Source organism: Variovorax paradoxus (genome assembly GCF_009755665.1).
GTDB lineage: Bacteria > Pseudomonadota > Gammaproteobacteria > Burkholderiales > Burkholderiaceae_C > Variovorax > Variovorax paradoxus_G.
This window is the reverse complement of sequence record NZ_CP046622.1, coordinates 903,964-918,919: the sequence shown is the minus strand read 5'-3', so window position 1 is coordinate 918,919 and position 14,956 is coordinate 903,964. Positions and strand designations below refer to the sequence as shown.

Below are 14,956 nucleotides of genomic sequence, written 5' to 3'. Positions count from 1 at the left end.
GGCGATTATCCGCCCCTGGCGTGGCGCAGCTTGTCCAGGGCCCGGTCCAGAAAGGCCAGCCGGTCTTGCCCCCAGAACCGCTCGCCGTTCAGGATGAACGTGGGCGCGCCGAACACGCCGGCTTCTATGGCCTCGGCGCTGTTGGCGCGGTAGATCGCGAGGGTTTCGGCCGCTTGCTCCAGCGCCTGCAGCGAGGCGCCGTCGTAGCCGTTTTCATCGGCCACCGCAATGCGCACCGCCGCTTCGGAGGTGTCGCGCTCTTCCGCCCACAGCGCGCGCAGCAGCGCATGCGAGAGCGGCTGCGCGTCCAGCCCCTTCAGCTGGGCGGCAATCACCATCCAGCCCGGGTACTTGTTCCAGTTGGGATCGACCGGTGCGCCCTTGGGGTAATACGCCGGCTCCAGGTTGAGCGGCATGCCCAGGTAGTCGCGCCAGCGCGCCAGTTCGAGCGCGTGGTACGTGCGGCGCGGCTCGGGGCGGGTCTTCAGCGGAATGCCCCCGGTTTGCGGACCACCGCCTGAAAGTCGTAGGGCTTGAGCGTGAGCCGCACATGGTGGCGGCGCACGATGTCTTGCAGCTGCGGCCCGCCCAGGTAGGCCCAAGGCGAGGAAAGGCTGTAGTAGCAGTCCAGCGCGATGGGCGGGGAGTTTGTCGTCTTCGTCGTCATCGCCGAATTATTAGGTCCGCATCCGTCAGCCGCAGCGGGCGGCAACCACCAGGCCTTGCGGGTCAAGGTCGACATTGAGCCGTGCCGGATCGGCCGGCGCCGGCAGCGGCGTGCCGGCCGCCGAGGTGCGGGCCGACTTGGAGCCGGTGCGGGTGCGCATTTCCTCGAGCAGCGGCGGATTGAGCGGCCGCCCGAGCGCGTAGCGTGCCTGCGCGGCCTGGCAGGCTTCTTCGGCAGGCACGGTCACAAAACTCGGCGGCGGCGGCGCCTCGGAGGTGAGCGGGCGGAATTCAGGCTGTGCCTGGCAGCCGGCAATGAACAGCGTTGCTGCGCAAAAGGCCGCCGCCATGGCGCCGCGCGCCCGCGTGGAAGAGATGAAACCGGTTTGCTGAGGCATGGGCATGGGCATGGGCATGGGCATGGGCATGGGCATGGTGTGTGTCGCTTCTTTCAACGGATCGTATCGCCGGCGGTGGTCAAATCCACCCGCAATGATCAACCTGAATCGTTTCGATCTCATCTCGCTGCGGCTTTTTGTCGCGGTCGTCGATGGAGGAAGCCTGACCGCGGGCGCGGACCGATTCGGCGTCTCACTCCCGGCGGCAAGCAAGCGCATTACCGAGCTTGAGCAGCATTGCGGCATGGCGCTACTCCAGCGCGGACAGCGCGGCGTCACCGCCACGCCCGAAGGCCAGACCCTGCACCGGCACGCCATCGAGGTGATTGCGCGGCTCGAACAGCTGGTGCAGGCCGTCGACGACCTTCAATCGGGCGCCACCGGCCACCTGCGGCTGTGCGCCAACCCCTCCGCTTTCGGCGGCTTTTTGCCCAGCGTGCTGGCCGAGTACGCCCGGCGCTATCCGCACGTGGTGATCGACATGGAAGACGCCTTGAGCGAAGACGGCATTCGCGCCGTGCTCAAGGGCACGGCCGAGCTGGCGGTGATTGGCGACAACGTGCCGCATGAAGGCTTGGAAACCATCGTCTGCAATGTCGACCAGCTGGTGCTGCTGGTGCCGGCGGGCCACGCGCTGGCCGGCCAGCAGAATGCCTCCATCGCGAACGTGCTCGACCATGACCTGGTCACCCTCGCACGCAGCGCATCGCTCACGCGCAAGGTGATGGCGGCGGCCGACGCGGTCAAGCGCACACCACGGATCCGGGTACAGGTGCGCAGCTTCGATTCGATGTGCCGCATGGTCTCGTTCGGGCTTGGCGTCGCCATCTTGCCGCGCGCGGCCGCCGCGCTTTACGCCCAGGCCCTGGGCCTTGTGCAGGTGACCCTCGAAGGCATCGAGATGGAGCGCGTGCTGCTGCTGGCCATGCGCAGCCGCGTGGAACTCTCCGCGCCGGCGGCCACCCTGGTCGAAATGATCGAAGAAAGCACCGCTGGGTTCAGCGGAGCACGGCACTCTCCGAAGCCTGCCGGATAAGGCGGTCGCGGTCCGCGGGCAGAAGAAAGCCCTGCGAAAACGCCTTCTCGGCGGCGGCCCGCACTGCGGCCACGTAGCCCTCATGGCTGCCGTAACGCTCCTCCAGCGACAGGCGCGGGTCGCCGCTGGCAGTTCGCTCGGCACGCGTGCGTGCAAACGGCACATAGCCGCCCACGTAGTTGCACACCTGGCCTCGATGGAAGCCCTCTGCGGTGATGTTGAACCCCAGGTAGGTGCCCAGCGGCGCCATCACCAGCACGGTGGGAACGCCGTCGATCTCGTTGCCGTCGGCATCGACCTTCGGCACTTTCATCGGAATCACCTTCTTGATGACCGGCGGCACATTGGTGGGCACGCCGGAGGCTTCCGCATGGTTGAATTGCGGTCCCCAGTCGTAGTCGAACACCGGAAACGCGAAGTTCTCCGGCAGGAAGATCGAGTCTGGAATGCCGGGCACCCCACTCGGAAAGCCCATCGCCTTCTTGTTGGCGTCGACCAGCGTCTTGCCCGCAAGCGTGGGCCAGCGGCTGGGCGGCGGGGGCGTTCCGTTGAGCACCCAGTCGCGCATGGCCAGACGCAGCACGTTGGTAATTTCAGTGTGCGGCACCGGATTTGCCGCCAACGTGCCGCGGCCGAAGTTGTTGCCGGGGCAGCTCGGGCCGGTGGCAGCCGTGGCCGCGGGCATGTGCGTGAAGCCGCCCGCGCCGCCACCGTGGTGGGAGCTCGGCACGTAATAGCGCCGTACGTTGCGCGGCAGCGGTATGTCCGCGTCGCCCGCCGTGCCGATCCACTCGGGCGTGAGCTTCAGTGCGTACACCTCGGCCGACCCGAAATGCTCGATCACCTTCGGGCAGGTGTCGTTGGTCTCGCAGCGGGAGAAGATGCTGCCGGTCGGTTGCTTGCGCACCGGGTCTGGCCAGTCCACCCACCACTGCGGGCCTTCGCTGCCCTGCTGGTAGAGCTCCAGCACGCCGTCCGGCTGTGCCCAGCGCGAGTTGGCCGCCACCCGGCGGCCCGCGATGATCGGCCAGGCCCCGTCGTACACCTTGCGGTTGCGCTCGTCTTGGTTCAGGCCCATGAAGATGAACTGCCGCACCATGTTTCCCGACTGCGACACCCCCCGCACCGCCGTGCCCTTGACCAGGCCAGCTACCGGATTGCGCGTGCCGAAATCGTCGGCCGCCTCGTAGCGAAAGAAGGTGCCCACATCGCGGAACGCCGCCATGCCCACGCCCAACACATAGGCGTTTTGCGCCGGGTACACCACCTGGTACAGCAGATTGGCGCTGAAGCCGTTGCGCAGGCAGATGTGCACCGGCAGGTTGCCGGGCGCATTGGCCGGGTCGATGTCGATCGGCGTCCCCGGAAACGGATTACCCGCGTCGCACCTGGCAAATGCCCAGTCTCCCGCCGCAATGGCCGTCTCTTCGGTGACGACGCCATCGACCGTTTCCTTCGTGTGGGTCTTCAGCGTTGCCTTGGTCGTATCCAGCGTGGCCGGAAGGTAAGGCACAGGGTTGGTTTGCACCATCAGCGGCTGCGAGGCTGCGCCGCTGCGGTTGACGATGCGTCCGAACACCTTGCCTGTGACAGCTACGCCATTCACCTTGGCAATGGGCACCGCCACCCAGTGATTGGTGCCCTCGGCCCGGTTGACGGGAACCCCCGTATTGCCCGCGTTGTCCGCCTGCCAGCCGCTGCGCAGGCCAATGTCGCCCAGCTCGCGCTCGTCCACAACAATGGTGCCCGCGCCACCCCGGTTGGGCACGTCATGCCACAGAAAACCGCTCGCCCGGCTCATGTCGACCGGCTTCACCAGATTGAAGGTGGTTTCGTATCGCGCCTTGCCGTCTGCGTCTGCCCCCAGCTTGATGTCGGTAATGACGCTGTTGTGCGGATCGTTCGGGTCGAGCTCACCGAAGGCACGGCCGCGAATCTGCTCATAGGGAATCGACTGCCCCGCGAGGGGCGCGACGCTGTCGATCACGATGCGGGTGACGCGGGCATTCGCGGGCGCGGCAGAAATAGCGATGGCTGCTGCGGCTGCCGCCGCCGTGAACCAGTGCAGACGCAACTGGCGCCCGATCGGGCTGTTGGGATGCATGCTGTCTCCTGTCTCTTTTCTTGTGCAGATCCGGCGCTGGTCTCAGCGCTTCGCATCCTCACAATTCGCAGGCGGGCCGACAATTCGCGTCTTGTTTAGCCGGTCTTAACCGGTGGTTAAGGAGCGGGCCGGCAGCGGTGCAGCCGGCCTGGATTTCATCCCGAGATGTCCGCCTACGGCGATATGCGGCGTGCACGTAGCGCCGTAGCGGAAGCGCCTCGCCACGCTGCTTGCTTGTCAATGCAGGAGTTGTCATGTTCAGGCTGATCAAGATCGCAACGGTGGCATGGATGGCTTTCAAGTGGTACCGGCGCCATAAGCCCGTGTCCGGCGGGGGAACCGTGCATTCGTCCGGCCCGGGCTCTGCACGCGTGCCGGGCAGAATGAGCTAACCACACCGGCCAAGCCGGGCTGACGTGGACCGATTCGTCGATCGGTCGACGCTGGGGGACATCACGGCCGATGTGGTGATCGCCGGTGGCGGCATTGCCGGCTTGTCCTGCGCTGCATGGCTTGCCGCCGACTGCGGCTTGCGCGTACTCGTCGTCGAGAAAGACGACCACCTGGGTGGGCGTGCGGCAAGTTGCCTAGACACGGCAACTGGGGACGCCGTCGACATCGGCCCGCATGTACTCACTTCCGAGCACCGCAATTTCCTTGCGCTGCTGGAGCGCGTCGGAACGATCGGCCAGGTGCACTGGCAGCCCGATCCGCTCATCACCCTGCTCGATGGCGGTCGTCAGTTGCGCATGCATGCCCCTCGGTGGCCACCTCCGCTACACGGGCTGCCCAATCTGCGGAACGCCCTGCGATGCATGTCATGGCGCGACCTGATGTCCAACATGAGCATCGCCTGGACCGCGGCGCGGCTGGACGAACCCGGGACGCTAGCGCTCGACGATCTGGACGCGGAGAGCTACCTGCGTCTCCATGGCGTCAGTGGCCGGAGCATCGACTGGTTCTGGCGGTCGTCCATGCTGGCCCTGTTGAACGCCCCGCTTGCCGAATGCTCGGCGGCTGCGGTGATGCGTGTCTTCAGATTGATGCTGGGGCGCAGCGGCTACTACTTCGGGTTCCCGAAGGTCGCACTTGCCGACCTGTATGCGCCGGGCTGCCGCAGGGCCGTCGAGGCTGCGGGAGGCCATGTTCAGACATCCTGCGCTGCGCGCTCGCTGCTCGCAACGGCAAGCGGCGCCTTCGAGGGAATGCTGCTCGAAGGCGGCCGCATCGTACGCGCCCGCGCAGGCGTGCTGGCTTTGCCGCCGCAGGCGCTTGCGGCCGTCACCCACGATACAGCGGGCGCCACGTTGAATCGGTTTGCAAACGGCGCGTGGTTCAAGCCATGCGCCTACGTGAGCACGATGCTGTGGTTCGACACCAAGCTGACCTCCGAGTGCTTCTGGGCTCGGGTCTGGGCTGAAGGCGATCTGAACACCGACTTCTACGACCTCTCGAACATTCGGCCAGAGCTCCCGCGCACCGGTTCTCTGATCGTGGCCAACGCCATTCATGCCGATGAAGCCTGGACCTGGGGCGATGCGCGGCTCGTGGCGCAAACGCGCCGGGAGCTTGCTGATTTCGCACCCGCTGCGGCCGGTGCGTTGCTGCGTCATTCGCGCGTGCATCGCATTCCGATGGCGGTGCCTTGCCCGGCGCCAGGCACCGAGCGGTTGCGACCTGCAGCGCGCACGACGGTGCCGGGCCTCTGGCTTGCCGGCGACTGGACCGCGACAGGACTGCCGTGTTCGATGGAGAGCGCAGCCCGCTCCGGCGCCCTGGCGGCAGAGCACGTGGCAGCGGCCTTCGGCATAGGGCTCCGCCGCGCGTTGCCCCCGCCTTCGACTCAGTGGCCGATAGCGGCGCTCACGCACAGTGGTTCGCGGCGGTAGTCTGCGCGCCCGCGCATAGCTGTCGAGAGCCGGTCTGCCGATTCATGGATTCTTCGACGAAGTCGATTTCATGGGGTCCCGCTCGCCACGTACCTCCTCGTCGTCGTCCACGCGGTGCCCTTGCGTCACGGGCCCGTTGTACACCGCATCCAGCACCGGACCCCGATCGGTGTCCTCGCCTGTGACCGCGTCGTGGTAAGCGACTTGCCCGATTCCTTCCATCGAGGGGCTTGCGGCCGCCTGGCTGCTCGCCGATTCGTCGAGCTCATTGGGTTGCTGCGGTACGGGTCGTTGAAGGCCATCGCCGCTGGCTTGCGACCAACGGGTCTCTCCGGGGCTGGCAGTGCGACGGCGGTCTGTCTTCGCTCCCGTCTCTTGCGTGCCTTCCGATTTGTCTGAATCGCTGTTGCTGTCCAGGTTTTTCATGTTCATCCGTCCTGCGTGCGTCTTACTGCACGGTGAGGTCGAATGAAGCTGCTGAAGTAGGACTCGCTTCACAGCGACCGTAGGCGATACGCGGCTTCGGCAGTTGAGCATCCGCAGGCATGCTTGGGTCACGGGCATTGTGGGTGAGCCCTTTCCCAAATGAAATGGGGAGGGCTTGGACAGGTCCCGCGGAGCAAAATTGCTGCCGCAGGCTATCTCGGGTTGGTTCGAGCTTGATGAAGTTGTAGCCTGGTTGCCACCCGTCAAGACACAGCTCCATAGACCAGATTCTTGTACAACATCCGTGTGTGAATCCGGTTGGAGGGACATTGCGCCATCAGCACGCCGACCAGCTGCTCGCGCGGGTCAATCCAGAAGCTCGTTCCCCAGGCTCCGGCCCACATTGCATCGCCCACGCTGCCAGGCGTCCAGCCCACGCCGTCGTATAGGCGAACGCCCCATCCCAGCCCGAAGCCGTATCCCGGGCCGGTGGTCGCATTGGGCACCCCGGCCTTGCCGATCAAATGGTCGGAGAGCATGAATTCCACAGTCTTGCGCGACAGGTATCGCGTCTGGCCGTCGGTTCCACCGTTCAGCACCATCTGCGCGAACTTCAGGTAGTCCGCGCCCGTACCAACCAATCCGGCGCCGCCCTTGAGGTAGGTGCGTGGCGCCGGGTCCGTGTCGTGGCGGTAGGCGCGCAGCATCGGCGCCTTCTGCGCGTCACTTTCCAGCGCCTCTGCCAGACGACCGCGTTTGGCCGGTGGCACCCACCAGGCGGTGTCGGTCATTCCCAACGGGCCGATCAGCATCTCTTGCATCAGCACGTCCAGACGTTTTTTGGTCGCGCGCTCCAATAGCAAGCCCAGCACGTCGGTAGCAATCGAATAGAACCAGGTCGTGCCTGGCTGGTACGCAAGTGGGATGGTGCCCAGGCGTTTGAGCATCTCGTCGCCGGTGATGTCGACTTCCAAAGATTCGATACCCAGGTCCGCGTACATCTTGCCGATGCGCGGCGACGGGCTGGCTGGACCGTAGACGAAACCTGCCGTATGCATGAGCAGGTCTTGCACAGTGATTGGACGAGACAGCGGCACGTCGCCCGCCGGCGTCTCGACCTTGAGATTCTTGAGTTCGGGCAGCCAGTTCGTGACCGGGTCGTTGAGCTTCAGCACACCTTGCTCCGTCAGCATCATCGTGGCGACGGAGGTCAATGGCTTGGTCATGGAGGCGAGGCGAAAAATGGCGTCGCGCGGCATGGGCTTGGTCTTGGCAGCGTCAAGAAAGCCAACCGCCTCATGGTGCACCAGCTTTCCCTCGTGCGAGACAAGGGACACGGCGCCTGGAAAAGTGCCGACGCCAACCTGCGCGTTCAGGGCCGGAGCGATGCGCCTCAGTCGGTCTGAAGACACTGCCGGAGGTGGCATGGTCGGCACGCTTGTACATCCAGCAAGGAAGGCGGTCCCAAAGGCGGACAAGGCAAGCTGGCGCCGTGTAACGGTCATTTTGTCTCCATCTGTTTGTTTAGAAGACAAATCCTTCCTATGTATGCGCGGCGCGTAAACGGGTGAAACCCGCTTGCGACGAAGAGCGTACTCGGACACACAGAGATCGAGAGTCAGGCTCACGCCCCGTTAGCCGAGTCTCCAAGGCAGCGTGCTCCGCGCCGTTCGAGTGCCGACTTTTATTTCTTCGTCAGGAATGCCGCCACCAGCGCGTTAGCGTGTCCGTGACCGATCTGATGCTCCGTCTTGAGCCGGTTCACGAGTTCCATGTGTTTGAGAGGACCTGCACCCTGGAGAACATTCATCCAGTAGGCGATTGGCTTCGCATAGGTCTTTTCAATCGAAGGAAAGTACGAAGCGGGGCCTTTGACTTTGGTCGTTTCGGTCATTGTCATTCCCTGGTGAGTGGGGCTGGTCAGGCAATGCGGGCAATGGCATTGACAAATGGCAGGCCAGGCGCTCGGCGTCTGAATCGTACTTCCGCTCCTGGCCGCTGAATTCTGCCAGTCAAGTTGCGCCGGTGAATGCGCATCCAGTCGCTTCTGGCCCGACAGTGCCCGCCACCTCGTGTGGTGCGCCAGAATGCGCCATGTCTCCTGCGCCCGACCTTGTTGCGGAAGCCGAGTGCCTGTCGCGCGCACGTGCCGGCGACACCGCGGCTTTCGACCAACTGGTGGCGCCCCACCGCCGCCGGCTTCATGCTCACTGCTATCGAATGTTGGGCTCCCCCTTCGATGCAGACGATGCGCTTCAGGAGACCCTGCTTGCCGCCTGGCGCGGCCTGGCCGGCTTCGAGTCGCGCAGCACGCTCGGCACCTGGCTTTACCGCATTGCCACCCGCGTATGCCTGCGGATGATCTCGCAGCGTCCGCGCCGCATGACATCGCCCGACCATGGCGCGCCGCTGCAGGCCACGACCGAACTGGGTGAGCCAGTGGCCGGGCCGGTGTGGTTGGAACCCTTGCCCGATGCCGAGTGGATCGGCAATCATGAAGATCCGGCCACCACGCTGCAAGGGCGCGAGTCGGTCGCTCTCGCGTTCGTGGCCGCGCTGCAGCACCTGCCCGGCACGCAGCGCGCCGTGCTCCTGCTACGCGAAGTGCTGGAGTATTCGGCAGCCGAAACGGCCGAGATGCTCGGCACCTCGGTGGCATCGGTCAACAGCGCACTGCAGCGCGCGCAGAAGACGATGAAGGAACGCGCACCGGCGGCCGACGCGCAGGCACTCGGGGCGCAAGGCGTCGATAGCTTGCTGCAGCGCTTCGTCAGCGCCTGGGAGCACCGCGACGTCGCAGCCCTGGCCAGCCTGCTTGCAGAGGACGCGCGATTCACCATGCCGCCGCTGCCTGCCTGGTTCAACGGCCGCCGCTTCGCCATGATGTTCTTTGCCGAGCGCGTGTTCCAGACGCCATGGCGTCTGCATCCCCTGCGCGCCAACGGCCAACCTGGCTTTGCCTGCTACATGCAGCACGCCGGCGCCGAGCGTTTCACGCCGGGCGGCGTGGTGCTGCTGCGCCTGCGCGGTGGGTTGATCGCATCCATCGACAGCTTCCTCGACCCGGCAGTCTGCCGACGCTTCGGCATGCCCGACGAACTTGTCTGATGCCGCTGCCAAGGCCGATGAGTTTGGCCCTCGCCCTGTCTCCAAGTAGATGACACGCCCCGGAAGGGCCGGCGGCGTGGCACAACTCCAGGAGACCTTTTCATGGCCAAGCTCATCGTCAGCATCCTCAGCTCACTAGACGGCTACTGCGCCGGCCCCGGCGGCGCGCTCGCCGGCCTGCCGATGGATGCCGCCTTCAGTGTCCACAACCTCGACTGCATGCGCCGCGCCGGCACGCTGCTCTTCGGCGCGACCACCTTCCTGATGTTCGAGGCCTATTGGCCCAACGTGGACCGCGGCCCTGGCAGTGAGCCGGTGCAGCGCGAGATTGCCGAGCGTGTGGGAGCAGCGCGCAAGGTGCTGTTCAGCGACCGCCTGGTCGTGCGCCCCGAGTCGCCCTGGGCCAACACCGAAGTGGTCAGCCGCGCGCAAGCCCCGGCACGCATCAGCCAACTCAAAGCCGCGCCCGGCCCCGACCTGCTGATCTACGGCAGCCACGTGCTCTACAACGACCTTCTGGCACGGCGGCTGGTCGACGAACTGCATCTGCTGGTGGGTAGCGTGTTGCTGGGTGAGGGTGTGCCCACCTTCGAGCCCGGCCTGGCTCAGAGCTGGAAGCTGTTGAGCCAAAACCGCCTGCCAGGCTCGGACACCGTGGCGTTGCACTATGACTGCCGGCCGAATTGAGCGGAGCAGCGCGCGCTCTTGGTCGCATTCCAACTAGAGAGCAGGCGCTGGGGGGCTGCGCTGCTCGATGGTGCAAACTTGCGCGAGTCCCCACTGCAAACGATCGGGCAGCCCCATGATTTCAGTCCATCTTCACGGTCAGCGCTTCCAGGTCCGTGCCGCGGCCATCGTGCTCGATGCCGGTCACCTGCTCGTGCACCGTGCGCCAGGCGATGCATATTGGGCGCTGCCGGGCGGCCGCGTCGAGGTCGGCGAAGCCGCGTCGGCGACGGTCGTGCGCGAAATGAGGGAAGAACTCGGCGAAGCGGTCGAATGCGGCCCTCTTGTCCATGTCGCCGAGAATTTCTTCGACCTTGCGGGCCAGCGCAACCACGAGATCGGCTTTTATTTCCGCGCCGCACTCGATCCCTGCTCCAGCGTGCTCGACAAGGATCGAACCCACCACGGCATCGAGAGCCACCTGAAGCTGGAGTTCCGCTGGTTCGCGCTCGCGGAGCTCGCGTCGATCAACCTGCGGCCGACCTTTCTGGCGACCTCGCTGCTGGCCGATCCGCTGGTGTTCTCGCATGCGGTGCAGCGTGAATACGCGTGAGTTCTCTTGGGAAATTCTTCAGTAGAGCCGAGAGTTTCTCCCGTGACCGCCTCAAGAGTCTTTCGAGGCGACCTGCTGTTCAAGCGTCTCGTTCACTGTCTTCAGCTTTTCCTCGGCCGACCTGAGCTTGTCCTTGAGCTGGTCTGTCTGCTCGATCGCCTGGCTGACGTCGGGGTGCAGCGTCTCTTTCGGCACTTCACTGTCCAGCACCGTGTGGACGACCGAGAGATCCTCGGCAACTTCCTGGACCGTCGCGGCTGCATGCTTGTTCTCTTCAAGCGCCTTGGCCAGATCGGCAGGGTCCTTGTCGTCGTGGGATGGGCGGGTCATGACACACCTTTCACTTTTGAAATCGGATGTTAGTCGGCATGTAGCAACGACTCAGTCGCTTCTGCGAGATCAAGCTTTCGGCCTACATCATCAACTCAACCGGCACGTATAAGCATTCACAGTCCGCAACCTATCGCAACAAGTGAGATGAGCAACGCTGCTCCAACGCCATGTCGCTCCAGACGGTTCTCATCGAGGACAGCACTACGATCAGAGAGGCTCTGATTCCGGCATTGGCAGACCTCGCCAGCGCGGAAGTTGTTGCCGTAGCCGACACGGCAAACGAGGCGGTCACCGTTCTCAAGAAACTGGGCACTGAGTGGGACCTGGCTGTGGTCGATCTCTTCTTGCGCGAAGGGTCGGGCTTGTCGGTATTGCGAGCTTGCAAGGAACGCGCATCGCACCAGAGGATGGTTGTTTTGACGAACTACCCGACTGAAGAAATGCGGCGCCGGAGCCTGGAGTTGGGTGCCGATGCACTGTTCGACAAATCGAACGAACTCGACCGCTTTTTTGACTGGTGCCTCAGTCCCGCCATTCCGCGCGAGCCTGGCTGAACCCCACTCCGCCAGCGCGCACCCGACGCCCACGCCGAAATTGCGCCTCGAGTCGATCGGTTGCGCGTGCGCCCGACGCGGCTTGATAGCCATGGGGCACCACCAGAACGTCGCTGGTGCTGTGGCGGAGCACGCCCTTGGCAACGCTTTCGAAAAGAAAGTCCACTGCTGCCGATGAAGGATGCTTGCCGACAACGACGAGATCGGCCCCGCTGCGCTGCTGCTGTACGGCCACCTGCCTTGCCGGGCTTCCGTGCCTGATGGCCGACAGCACACGATTGCGGCGCGCGTCGTAGGAGTCTGTCAGCCAGAACATTCGGTCCCGTGCGTACCGGTGGCACTCCTCGCGGTACGCCTTGATGGCCTGTTCAGAAACCTCCGCATAGCGAAGCTTTCCCTCATTCGCCATGCTGATTGCGTGGAACAACTCCACCTGGGCGTCCTTGCTGAGCGCGAACCCCAACTCGATCAGGCCACGCGATGCTTCAGAGAAATCGACAGCCACGACCATGCTGCGATAAGGCCCCTGGGCTGGCTCCCGCACCACGAGAACCGGCCGCCGGCACTTGCGAAGCATGCTCTCCATCGGCTGCCCCTGAAAGAGCGACCGGATGCCTCGAACCGGTGCAGTGCCCCAAACCAGGAGGTCGGCGCTGCGAGCCGCCGGGAGAATGTCCTCAAGGGTGAGCGCGATCCTCGCCACCGAATCCACGCGGATGCCATGGCGCTGCCCGAGCTGCAGCGCATGGTGCGCGAGCCGGCATCCGGCATCGGGTGGCGGAGGTTCACCAGGGTATGCCAGGTAGATGAGCTTGAGCGGCGCACCGTGCTCCGCGCACAGCTGTGCTGCACGAGAGAGGGCGTTGTCGCCATGCGTGGAGAAATCGGTGACGGCGAGAATGGAATGTGGGGTCACGGTAGAACTGCTTTCTGAATGGCTCGCGCCACGCTTCCGGCGCCAGGTAGGAGCCAGGGAGCGGCGCAATGAAGAGGAGGCTCGAATGCGAGCCGGGCGTCTATCGCTGGTAGTCGCCAGCGGCCTCGGGCTGGAAGAGAATGGCCGCGAGTTCAGCAGCGCAGCTGTCGCCGTTCGGTGTCAGCCACTTCGCGATGTCTCCGACCCTCAGGCCCAGCAGGCTGCTGCCAACCGGAGAGAGCACAGAGATAAAGCCGGCCGCCGCCTCGGCATCGCCCGGGTAGCAGACAGTGAGCGTTTGACGCCGCGCGGTGTGCAAATCGACGAGCTCCACCCGCGAGTACATCGTCACCACATCGGGTGGCACCGCGCGCGAGCTTGTCACTTCGGCGATTGCCAACAAGTCGGCCAGGCTTGAGGGAAGCTCGCGCCCGAGCAGTTTGCTCAGGCGGGCGAAGTCAAGGTCGGTGAGCGTGCGCTCGCCGTGAATCGTTGCATGCATTGACGCACTCCATCGAATGCGAGCGTCGTCCGACGGGGACGGCGACCGCTACCGCGCGAGGCTTTGTGCCCGGCGGTGGATGGTTGCGCTGTAAGGGGGAGAGAGCGGACCGCCGGGCTTAGGAATGTGCGGGCGTCAGCTGACGACGCACCTTCTTTGCGGCAGCACGGGCATAGGCCGCTGCGAGAAGCAGCGCAGCCAAGGCAACGTGGATGCAAGCGACGGTGGTGGTCATGGGTGGGAGTGTAGGCCGGCGAGCGCCGTTGTAGCCATTGCACCGACAATGGCCTCACACCTCTTGCCAGATTAGGCCGTCACCCGTCCCACCAGAACCTCAGCCTCTCGGGCCCAAAAGCCCGGGGGGCTTTGTTGTCTGCGAGCCGGCACTCACGCTAGGACCTGGGGTTCTGCGCCTTGGCAGCGTTGCTGCGTTGGTGGCGACGGGTCGCCTTGTCGATTGCAGCCTGCAACAGCTTCAAGCGATAGACCACGCGGCTGATGCCCCCGGCCAATCCGAACTCCTTGGGAAAGCCGCGACTGCGCCCTGGCGCAGCGGGCAGGCTCAACACCTTCTTTCCTGGGATTGCCGATTCCGCAAATTGGGCAGTGCTTACGGCGACGTCCTGCGCAACAGCCTCGAGCGATTCCATCGCCAGCGCCAAGTCCGCATCCCGCTTCGTCATCTGCTCCTTGACCGATGTGCGGGAACTCGCCTTCAGCGAGTCCGTTCTGCGGCGTGTGCTGCGCTCATACGTGCCTTTGCCCATTGATATTTTTTTGATGAGGAGAAGTCGCCGACGTGGGCCTTGAGGACCATAAGCTAGACCGGCCGGCACTCCTTTCATGTCGGCAAAGTTCCTCAAGCCGGCGAGGACGGCAAGACAGAGCGCTCCGAATCGCGCCTTTCCCATGGAAGTGGCCTGAAATGTGCGTAACATTTCGTCCCCGGGATGCGGACGGCGCGCTCCTGACAACAACTTACGAGTGAGGAAAAGCGATGAATCTCTATCCGCCGGATGAAACGGTCAGCGGGCCGCTCGCGCCTGCGGACTGGACCATGGCCGTCGGTCTGGAAGGCCAGGGAGATGGCGCTTTCTACTTCGCGGACATCCAACGTGCGCGTAAGAATGTCTGCCGGCTTGTCGTGGCGGGCGTGAAGTCGGAAGACGAAGCCCGCCGCTTGCTGGCGGTCAAAGCCCGCCACTGGATCGACGACTACCTCTCGCGACCGCACAGCGGCACCACAGCGTTCGACCCCTTGGATCGTTAGACGGGCGTCTCCGCTGGCGCTTCGTAGGACGCAGCGCGGCGCCAAGCGGCAGGCATGCGCATTGCCCCGCCAGGTGCCTCATCAAAGGAGACACCCATGACACTGAGTCCTGTTGACGCCAAGCCCATTCAGACCCAGCCGACGCGGCCCGCCCCAGGTGCCAATCGGCCGGAAAGCCGAATGCCGCTCTCGTTCCTGGTGCGGCTGCAGCAAGAGAAGCTCCCCGTGCGAGTCGCGGAGCCCGAAGATATCCGGCATGTTTCGGTGCTTTCGGCGACCGGGCTCATTGACGCCCACATTCCCGCCCTTCATCCCACAGCCCGATACGCTTCGCCACGGCTGGTTACCGTGGTGCGCATTACCGACGAAGGACGCGCCTGGCTCACGGAACTGGGTGAACCGCCGAAGCTCACTGCAGCCTCGATGCAACTCAGCCGAGGATCGCGGTTCATGTGAGAGCGACCGGGCGGCTGCG

Annotated in this window: 19 protein-coding genes; 8 read left to right on the top strand and 11 right to left on the bottom strand. The window is 64.7% G+C overall.

Annotated features, from left to right (window positions below; all coding sequences use genetic code 11):
• Positions 1 to 5: 5 nt before the first annotated feature.
• From GOQ09_RS04250 to GOQ09_RS04245, 3 genes are read right to left on the bottom strand one after another with little or no spacing between them, the layout of a single operon-like run.
• Positions 6 to 488 carry a 2-hydroxychromene-2-carboxylate isomerase gene (locus tag GOQ09_RS04250; RefSeq protein WP_242631106.1) on the bottom strand — a complete coding sequence of 161 codons (483 nt, stop codon included), beginning with the start codon at positions 486 to 488 and terminating at the stop codon, positions 6 to 8.
• On the bottom strand, positions 485 to 667 hold the full coding sequence (locus tag GOQ09_RS26270; protein WP_242631160.1) for a DsbA family protein: 183 nt from the start codon (positions 665 to 667) through the stop codon (positions 485 to 487). The genes GOQ09_RS04250 and GOQ09_RS26270 overlap by 4 nt, the downstream gene beginning before the upstream one ends.
• A gap of 25 nt (positions 668 to 692) precedes the next feature.
• Entirely contained in the window at positions 693 to 1,100 is a 408-nt protein-coding gene (locus tag GOQ09_RS04245) for a hypothetical protein (RefSeq protein ID WP_242630988.1), read from the bottom strand.
• 58 nt (positions 1,101 to 1,158) lie between these two features.
• On the opposite strand from GOQ09_RS04245, the gene GOQ09_RS04240 reads away from it, so the two are divergent.
• Positions 1,159 to 2,100: a LysR family transcriptional regulator gene (locus tag GOQ09_RS04240; protein ID WP_157612030.1), complete on the top strand. Its 942-nt coding sequence runs from the start codon at positions 1,159 to 1,161 to the stop codon at positions 2,098 to 2,100.
• On the opposite strand, the gene GOQ09_RS04235 is transcribed toward GOQ09_RS04240, so the two are convergent.
• Positions 2,063 to 4,204, bottom strand: coding sequence for an alpha/beta hydrolase domain-containing protein (locus tag GOQ09_RS04235; RefSeq protein WP_157612029.1), 2,142 nt, complete (start codon positions 4,202 to 4,204; stop codon positions 2,063 to 2,065). The two genes, GOQ09_RS04240 and GOQ09_RS04235, sit on opposite strands and share 38 nt — an antisense overlap.
• Positions 4,205 to 4,620: 416 nt before the next feature.
• On the opposite strand from GOQ09_RS04235, the gene GOQ09_RS04230 reads away from it, so the two are divergent.
• Positions 4,621 to 6,093 carry a hydroxysqualene dehydroxylase gene (locus tag GOQ09_RS04230; protein ID WP_157612028.1) on the top strand — a complete coding sequence of 491 codons (1,473 nt, stop codon included), beginning with the start codon at positions 4,621 to 4,623 and terminating at the stop codon, positions 6,091 to 6,093.
• 42 nt (positions 6,094 to 6,135) lie between these two features.
• On the opposite strand, the gene GOQ09_RS04225 is transcribed toward GOQ09_RS04230, so the two are convergent.
• From GOQ09_RS04225 to GOQ09_RS04215, 3 genes are all read right to left on the bottom strand, one after another.
• On the bottom strand, positions 6,136 to 6,519 hold the full coding sequence (locus tag GOQ09_RS04225) for a hypothetical protein (RefSeq protein ID WP_157612027.1): 384 nt from the start codon (positions 6,517 to 6,519) through the stop codon (positions 6,136 to 6,138).
• Positions 6,520 to 6,782: 263 nt separating this feature from the next.
• Positions 6,783 to 8,024, bottom strand: a complete 1,242-nt coding sequence (locus GOQ09_RS04220) for a serine hydrolase domain-containing protein (RefSeq protein ID WP_157612026.1) — start codon at positions 8,022 to 8,024, stop codon at positions 6,783 to 6,785.
• Positions 8,025 to 8,203: 179 nt separating this feature from the next.
• Entirely contained in the window at positions 8,204 to 8,413 is a 210-nt protein-coding gene (locus GOQ09_RS04215; RefSeq protein ID WP_157612025.1) for a DUF4287 domain-containing protein, read from the bottom strand.
• 200 nt (positions 8,414 to 8,613) lie between these two features.
• On the opposite strand from GOQ09_RS04215, the gene GOQ09_RS04210 reads away from it, so the two are divergent.
• From GOQ09_RS04210 to GOQ09_RS04200, 3 genes are all read left to right on the top strand, one after another.
• On the top strand, positions 8,614 to 9,627 hold the full coding sequence (locus tag GOQ09_RS04210) for an RNA polymerase subunit sigma-70 (RefSeq protein ID WP_157612024.1): 1,014 nt from the start codon (positions 8,614 to 8,616) through the stop codon (positions 9,625 to 9,627).
• A 102-nt stretch (positions 9,628 to 9,729) separates the two neighbouring features.
• Positions 9,730 to 10,314: a dihydrofolate reductase family protein gene (locus GOQ09_RS04205; protein ID WP_157612023.1), complete on the top strand. Its 585-nt coding sequence runs from the start codon at positions 9,730 to 9,732 to the stop codon at positions 10,312 to 10,314.
• Positions 10,315 to 10,429: 115 nt separating this feature from the next.
• Positions 10,430 to 10,906, top strand: coding sequence for an NUDIX hydrolase (locus GOQ09_RS04200; protein ID WP_157612022.1), 477 nt, complete (start codon positions 10,430 to 10,432; stop codon positions 10,904 to 10,906).
• Between the two features lie 51 nt (positions 10,907 to 10,957).
• Here the strand turns inward: GOQ09_RS04200 and GOQ09_RS04195 are convergent, their stop codons facing one another.
• The gene (locus GOQ09_RS04195; protein ID WP_157612021.1) at positions 10,958 to 11,236 is read right to left on the bottom strand and encodes a hypothetical protein; all 279 of its coding nucleotides are present in this window, start codon (positions 11,234 to 11,236) and stop codon (positions 10,958 to 10,960) included.
• A gap of 170 nt (positions 11,237 to 11,406) precedes the next feature.
• On the opposite strand from GOQ09_RS04195, the gene GOQ09_RS04190 reads away from it, so the two are divergent.
• Positions 11,407 to 11,793, top strand: a complete 387-nt coding sequence (locus GOQ09_RS04190) for a response regulator (protein WP_157612020.1) — start codon at positions 11,407 to 11,409, stop codon at positions 11,791 to 11,793.
• Here GOQ09_RS04190 and GOQ09_RS04185 read toward each other — a convergent pair.
• From GOQ09_RS04185 to GOQ09_RS04175, 3 genes are all read right to left on the bottom strand, one after another.
• On the bottom strand, positions 11,762 to 12,709 hold the full coding sequence (locus tag GOQ09_RS04185; RefSeq protein ID WP_157612019.1) for a universal stress protein: 948 nt from the start codon (positions 12,707 to 12,709) through the stop codon (positions 11,762 to 11,764). The two genes, GOQ09_RS04190 and GOQ09_RS04185, sit on opposite strands and share 32 nt — an antisense overlap.
• Positions 12,710 to 12,809: 100 nt before the next feature.
• Positions 12,810 to 13,211, bottom strand: a complete 402-nt coding sequence (locus GOQ09_RS04180) for a GreA/GreB family elongation factor (RefSeq protein ID WP_157612018.1) — start codon at positions 13,209 to 13,211, stop codon at positions 12,810 to 12,812.
• 392 nt (positions 13,212 to 13,603) lie between these two features.
• Positions 13,604 to 13,978 (bottom strand): hypothetical protein, encoded by a 375-nt coding sequence (locus GOQ09_RS04175; RefSeq protein WP_157612017.1) that lies wholly within the window; start codon positions 13,976 to 13,978, stop codon positions 13,604 to 13,606.
• Between the two features lie 230 nt (positions 13,979 to 14,208).
• Between GOQ09_RS04175 and GOQ09_RS04170 the strand changes: the two genes are divergently transcribed.
• Positions 14,209 to 14,481, top strand: a complete 273-nt coding sequence (locus tag GOQ09_RS04170) for a hypothetical protein (protein WP_157612016.1) — start codon at positions 14,209 to 14,211, stop codon at positions 14,479 to 14,481.
• Between the two features lie 96 nt (positions 14,482 to 14,577).
• Entirely contained in the window at positions 14,578 to 14,937 is a 360-nt protein-coding gene (locus tag GOQ09_RS04165) for a hypothetical protein (protein WP_242630987.1), read from the top strand.
• The last annotated feature ends 19 nt before the right edge of the window (positions 14,938 to 14,956 follow it).

Coding starts and splice junctions, on each gene's coding strand:
- GOQ09_RS04215 (WP_157612025.1), bottom strand. CDS start 8,413: ATGACCGAAACGACCAAAGTCAAAGGCCCCGCTTCGTACTTTCCTTCG.
- GOQ09_RS04200 (WP_157612022.1), top strand. CDS start 10,430: ATGATTTCAGTCCATCTTCACGGTCAGCGCTTCCAGGTCCGTGCCGCG.
- GOQ09_RS04165 (WP_242630987.1), top strand. CDS start 14,578: ATGACACTGAGTCCTGTTGACGCCAAGCCCATTCAGACCCAGCCGACG.
- GOQ09_RS04220 (WP_157612026.1), bottom strand. CDS start 8,024: ATGACCGTTACACGGCGCCAGCTTGCCTTGTCCGCCTTTGGGACCGCC.
- GOQ09_RS04190 (WP_157612020.1), top strand. CDS start 11,407: ATGTCGCTCCAGACGGTTCTCATCGAGGACAGCACTACGATCAGAGAG.
- GOQ09_RS26270 (WP_242631160.1), bottom strand. CDS start 667: ATGACGACGAAGACGACAAACTCCCCGCCCATCGCGCTGGACTGCTAC.
- GOQ09_RS04195 (WP_157612021.1), bottom strand. CDS start 11,236: ATGACCCGCCCATCCCACGACGACAAGGACCCTGCCGATCTGGCCAAG.
- GOQ09_RS04235 (WP_157612029.1), bottom strand. CDS start 4,204: ATGCATCCCAACAGCCCGATCGGGCGCCAGTTGCGTCTGCACTGGTTC.
- GOQ09_RS04180 (WP_157612018.1), bottom strand. CDS start 13,211: ATGCATGCAACGATTCACGGCGAGCGCACGCTCACCGACCTTGACTTC.
- GOQ09_RS04175 (WP_157612017.1), bottom strand. CDS start 13,978: ATGGGCAAAGGCACGTATGAGCGCAGCACACGCCGCAGAACGGACTCG.
- GOQ09_RS04245 (WP_242630988.1), bottom strand. CDS start 1,100: ATGCCCATGCCCATGCCCATGCCCATGCCCATGCCCATGCCTCAGCAA.
- GOQ09_RS04240 (WP_157612030.1), top strand. CDS start 1,159: ATGATCAACCTGAATCGTTTCGATCTCATCTCGCTGCGGCTTTTTGTC.
- GOQ09_RS04205 (WP_157612023.1), top strand. CDS start 9,730: ATGGCCAAGCTCATCGTCAGCATCCTCAGCTCACTAGACGGCTACTGC.
- GOQ09_RS04225 (WP_157612027.1), bottom strand. CDS start 6,519: ATGAAAAACCTGGACAGCAACAGCGATTCAGACAAATCGGAAGGCACG.
- GOQ09_RS04210 (WP_157612024.1), top strand. CDS start 8,614: ATGTCTCCTGCGCCCGACCTTGTTGCGGAAGCCGAGTGCCTGTCGCGC.
- GOQ09_RS04170 (WP_157612016.1), top strand. CDS start 14,209: ATGAATCTCTATCCGCCGGATGAAACGGTCAGCGGGCCGCTCGCGCCT.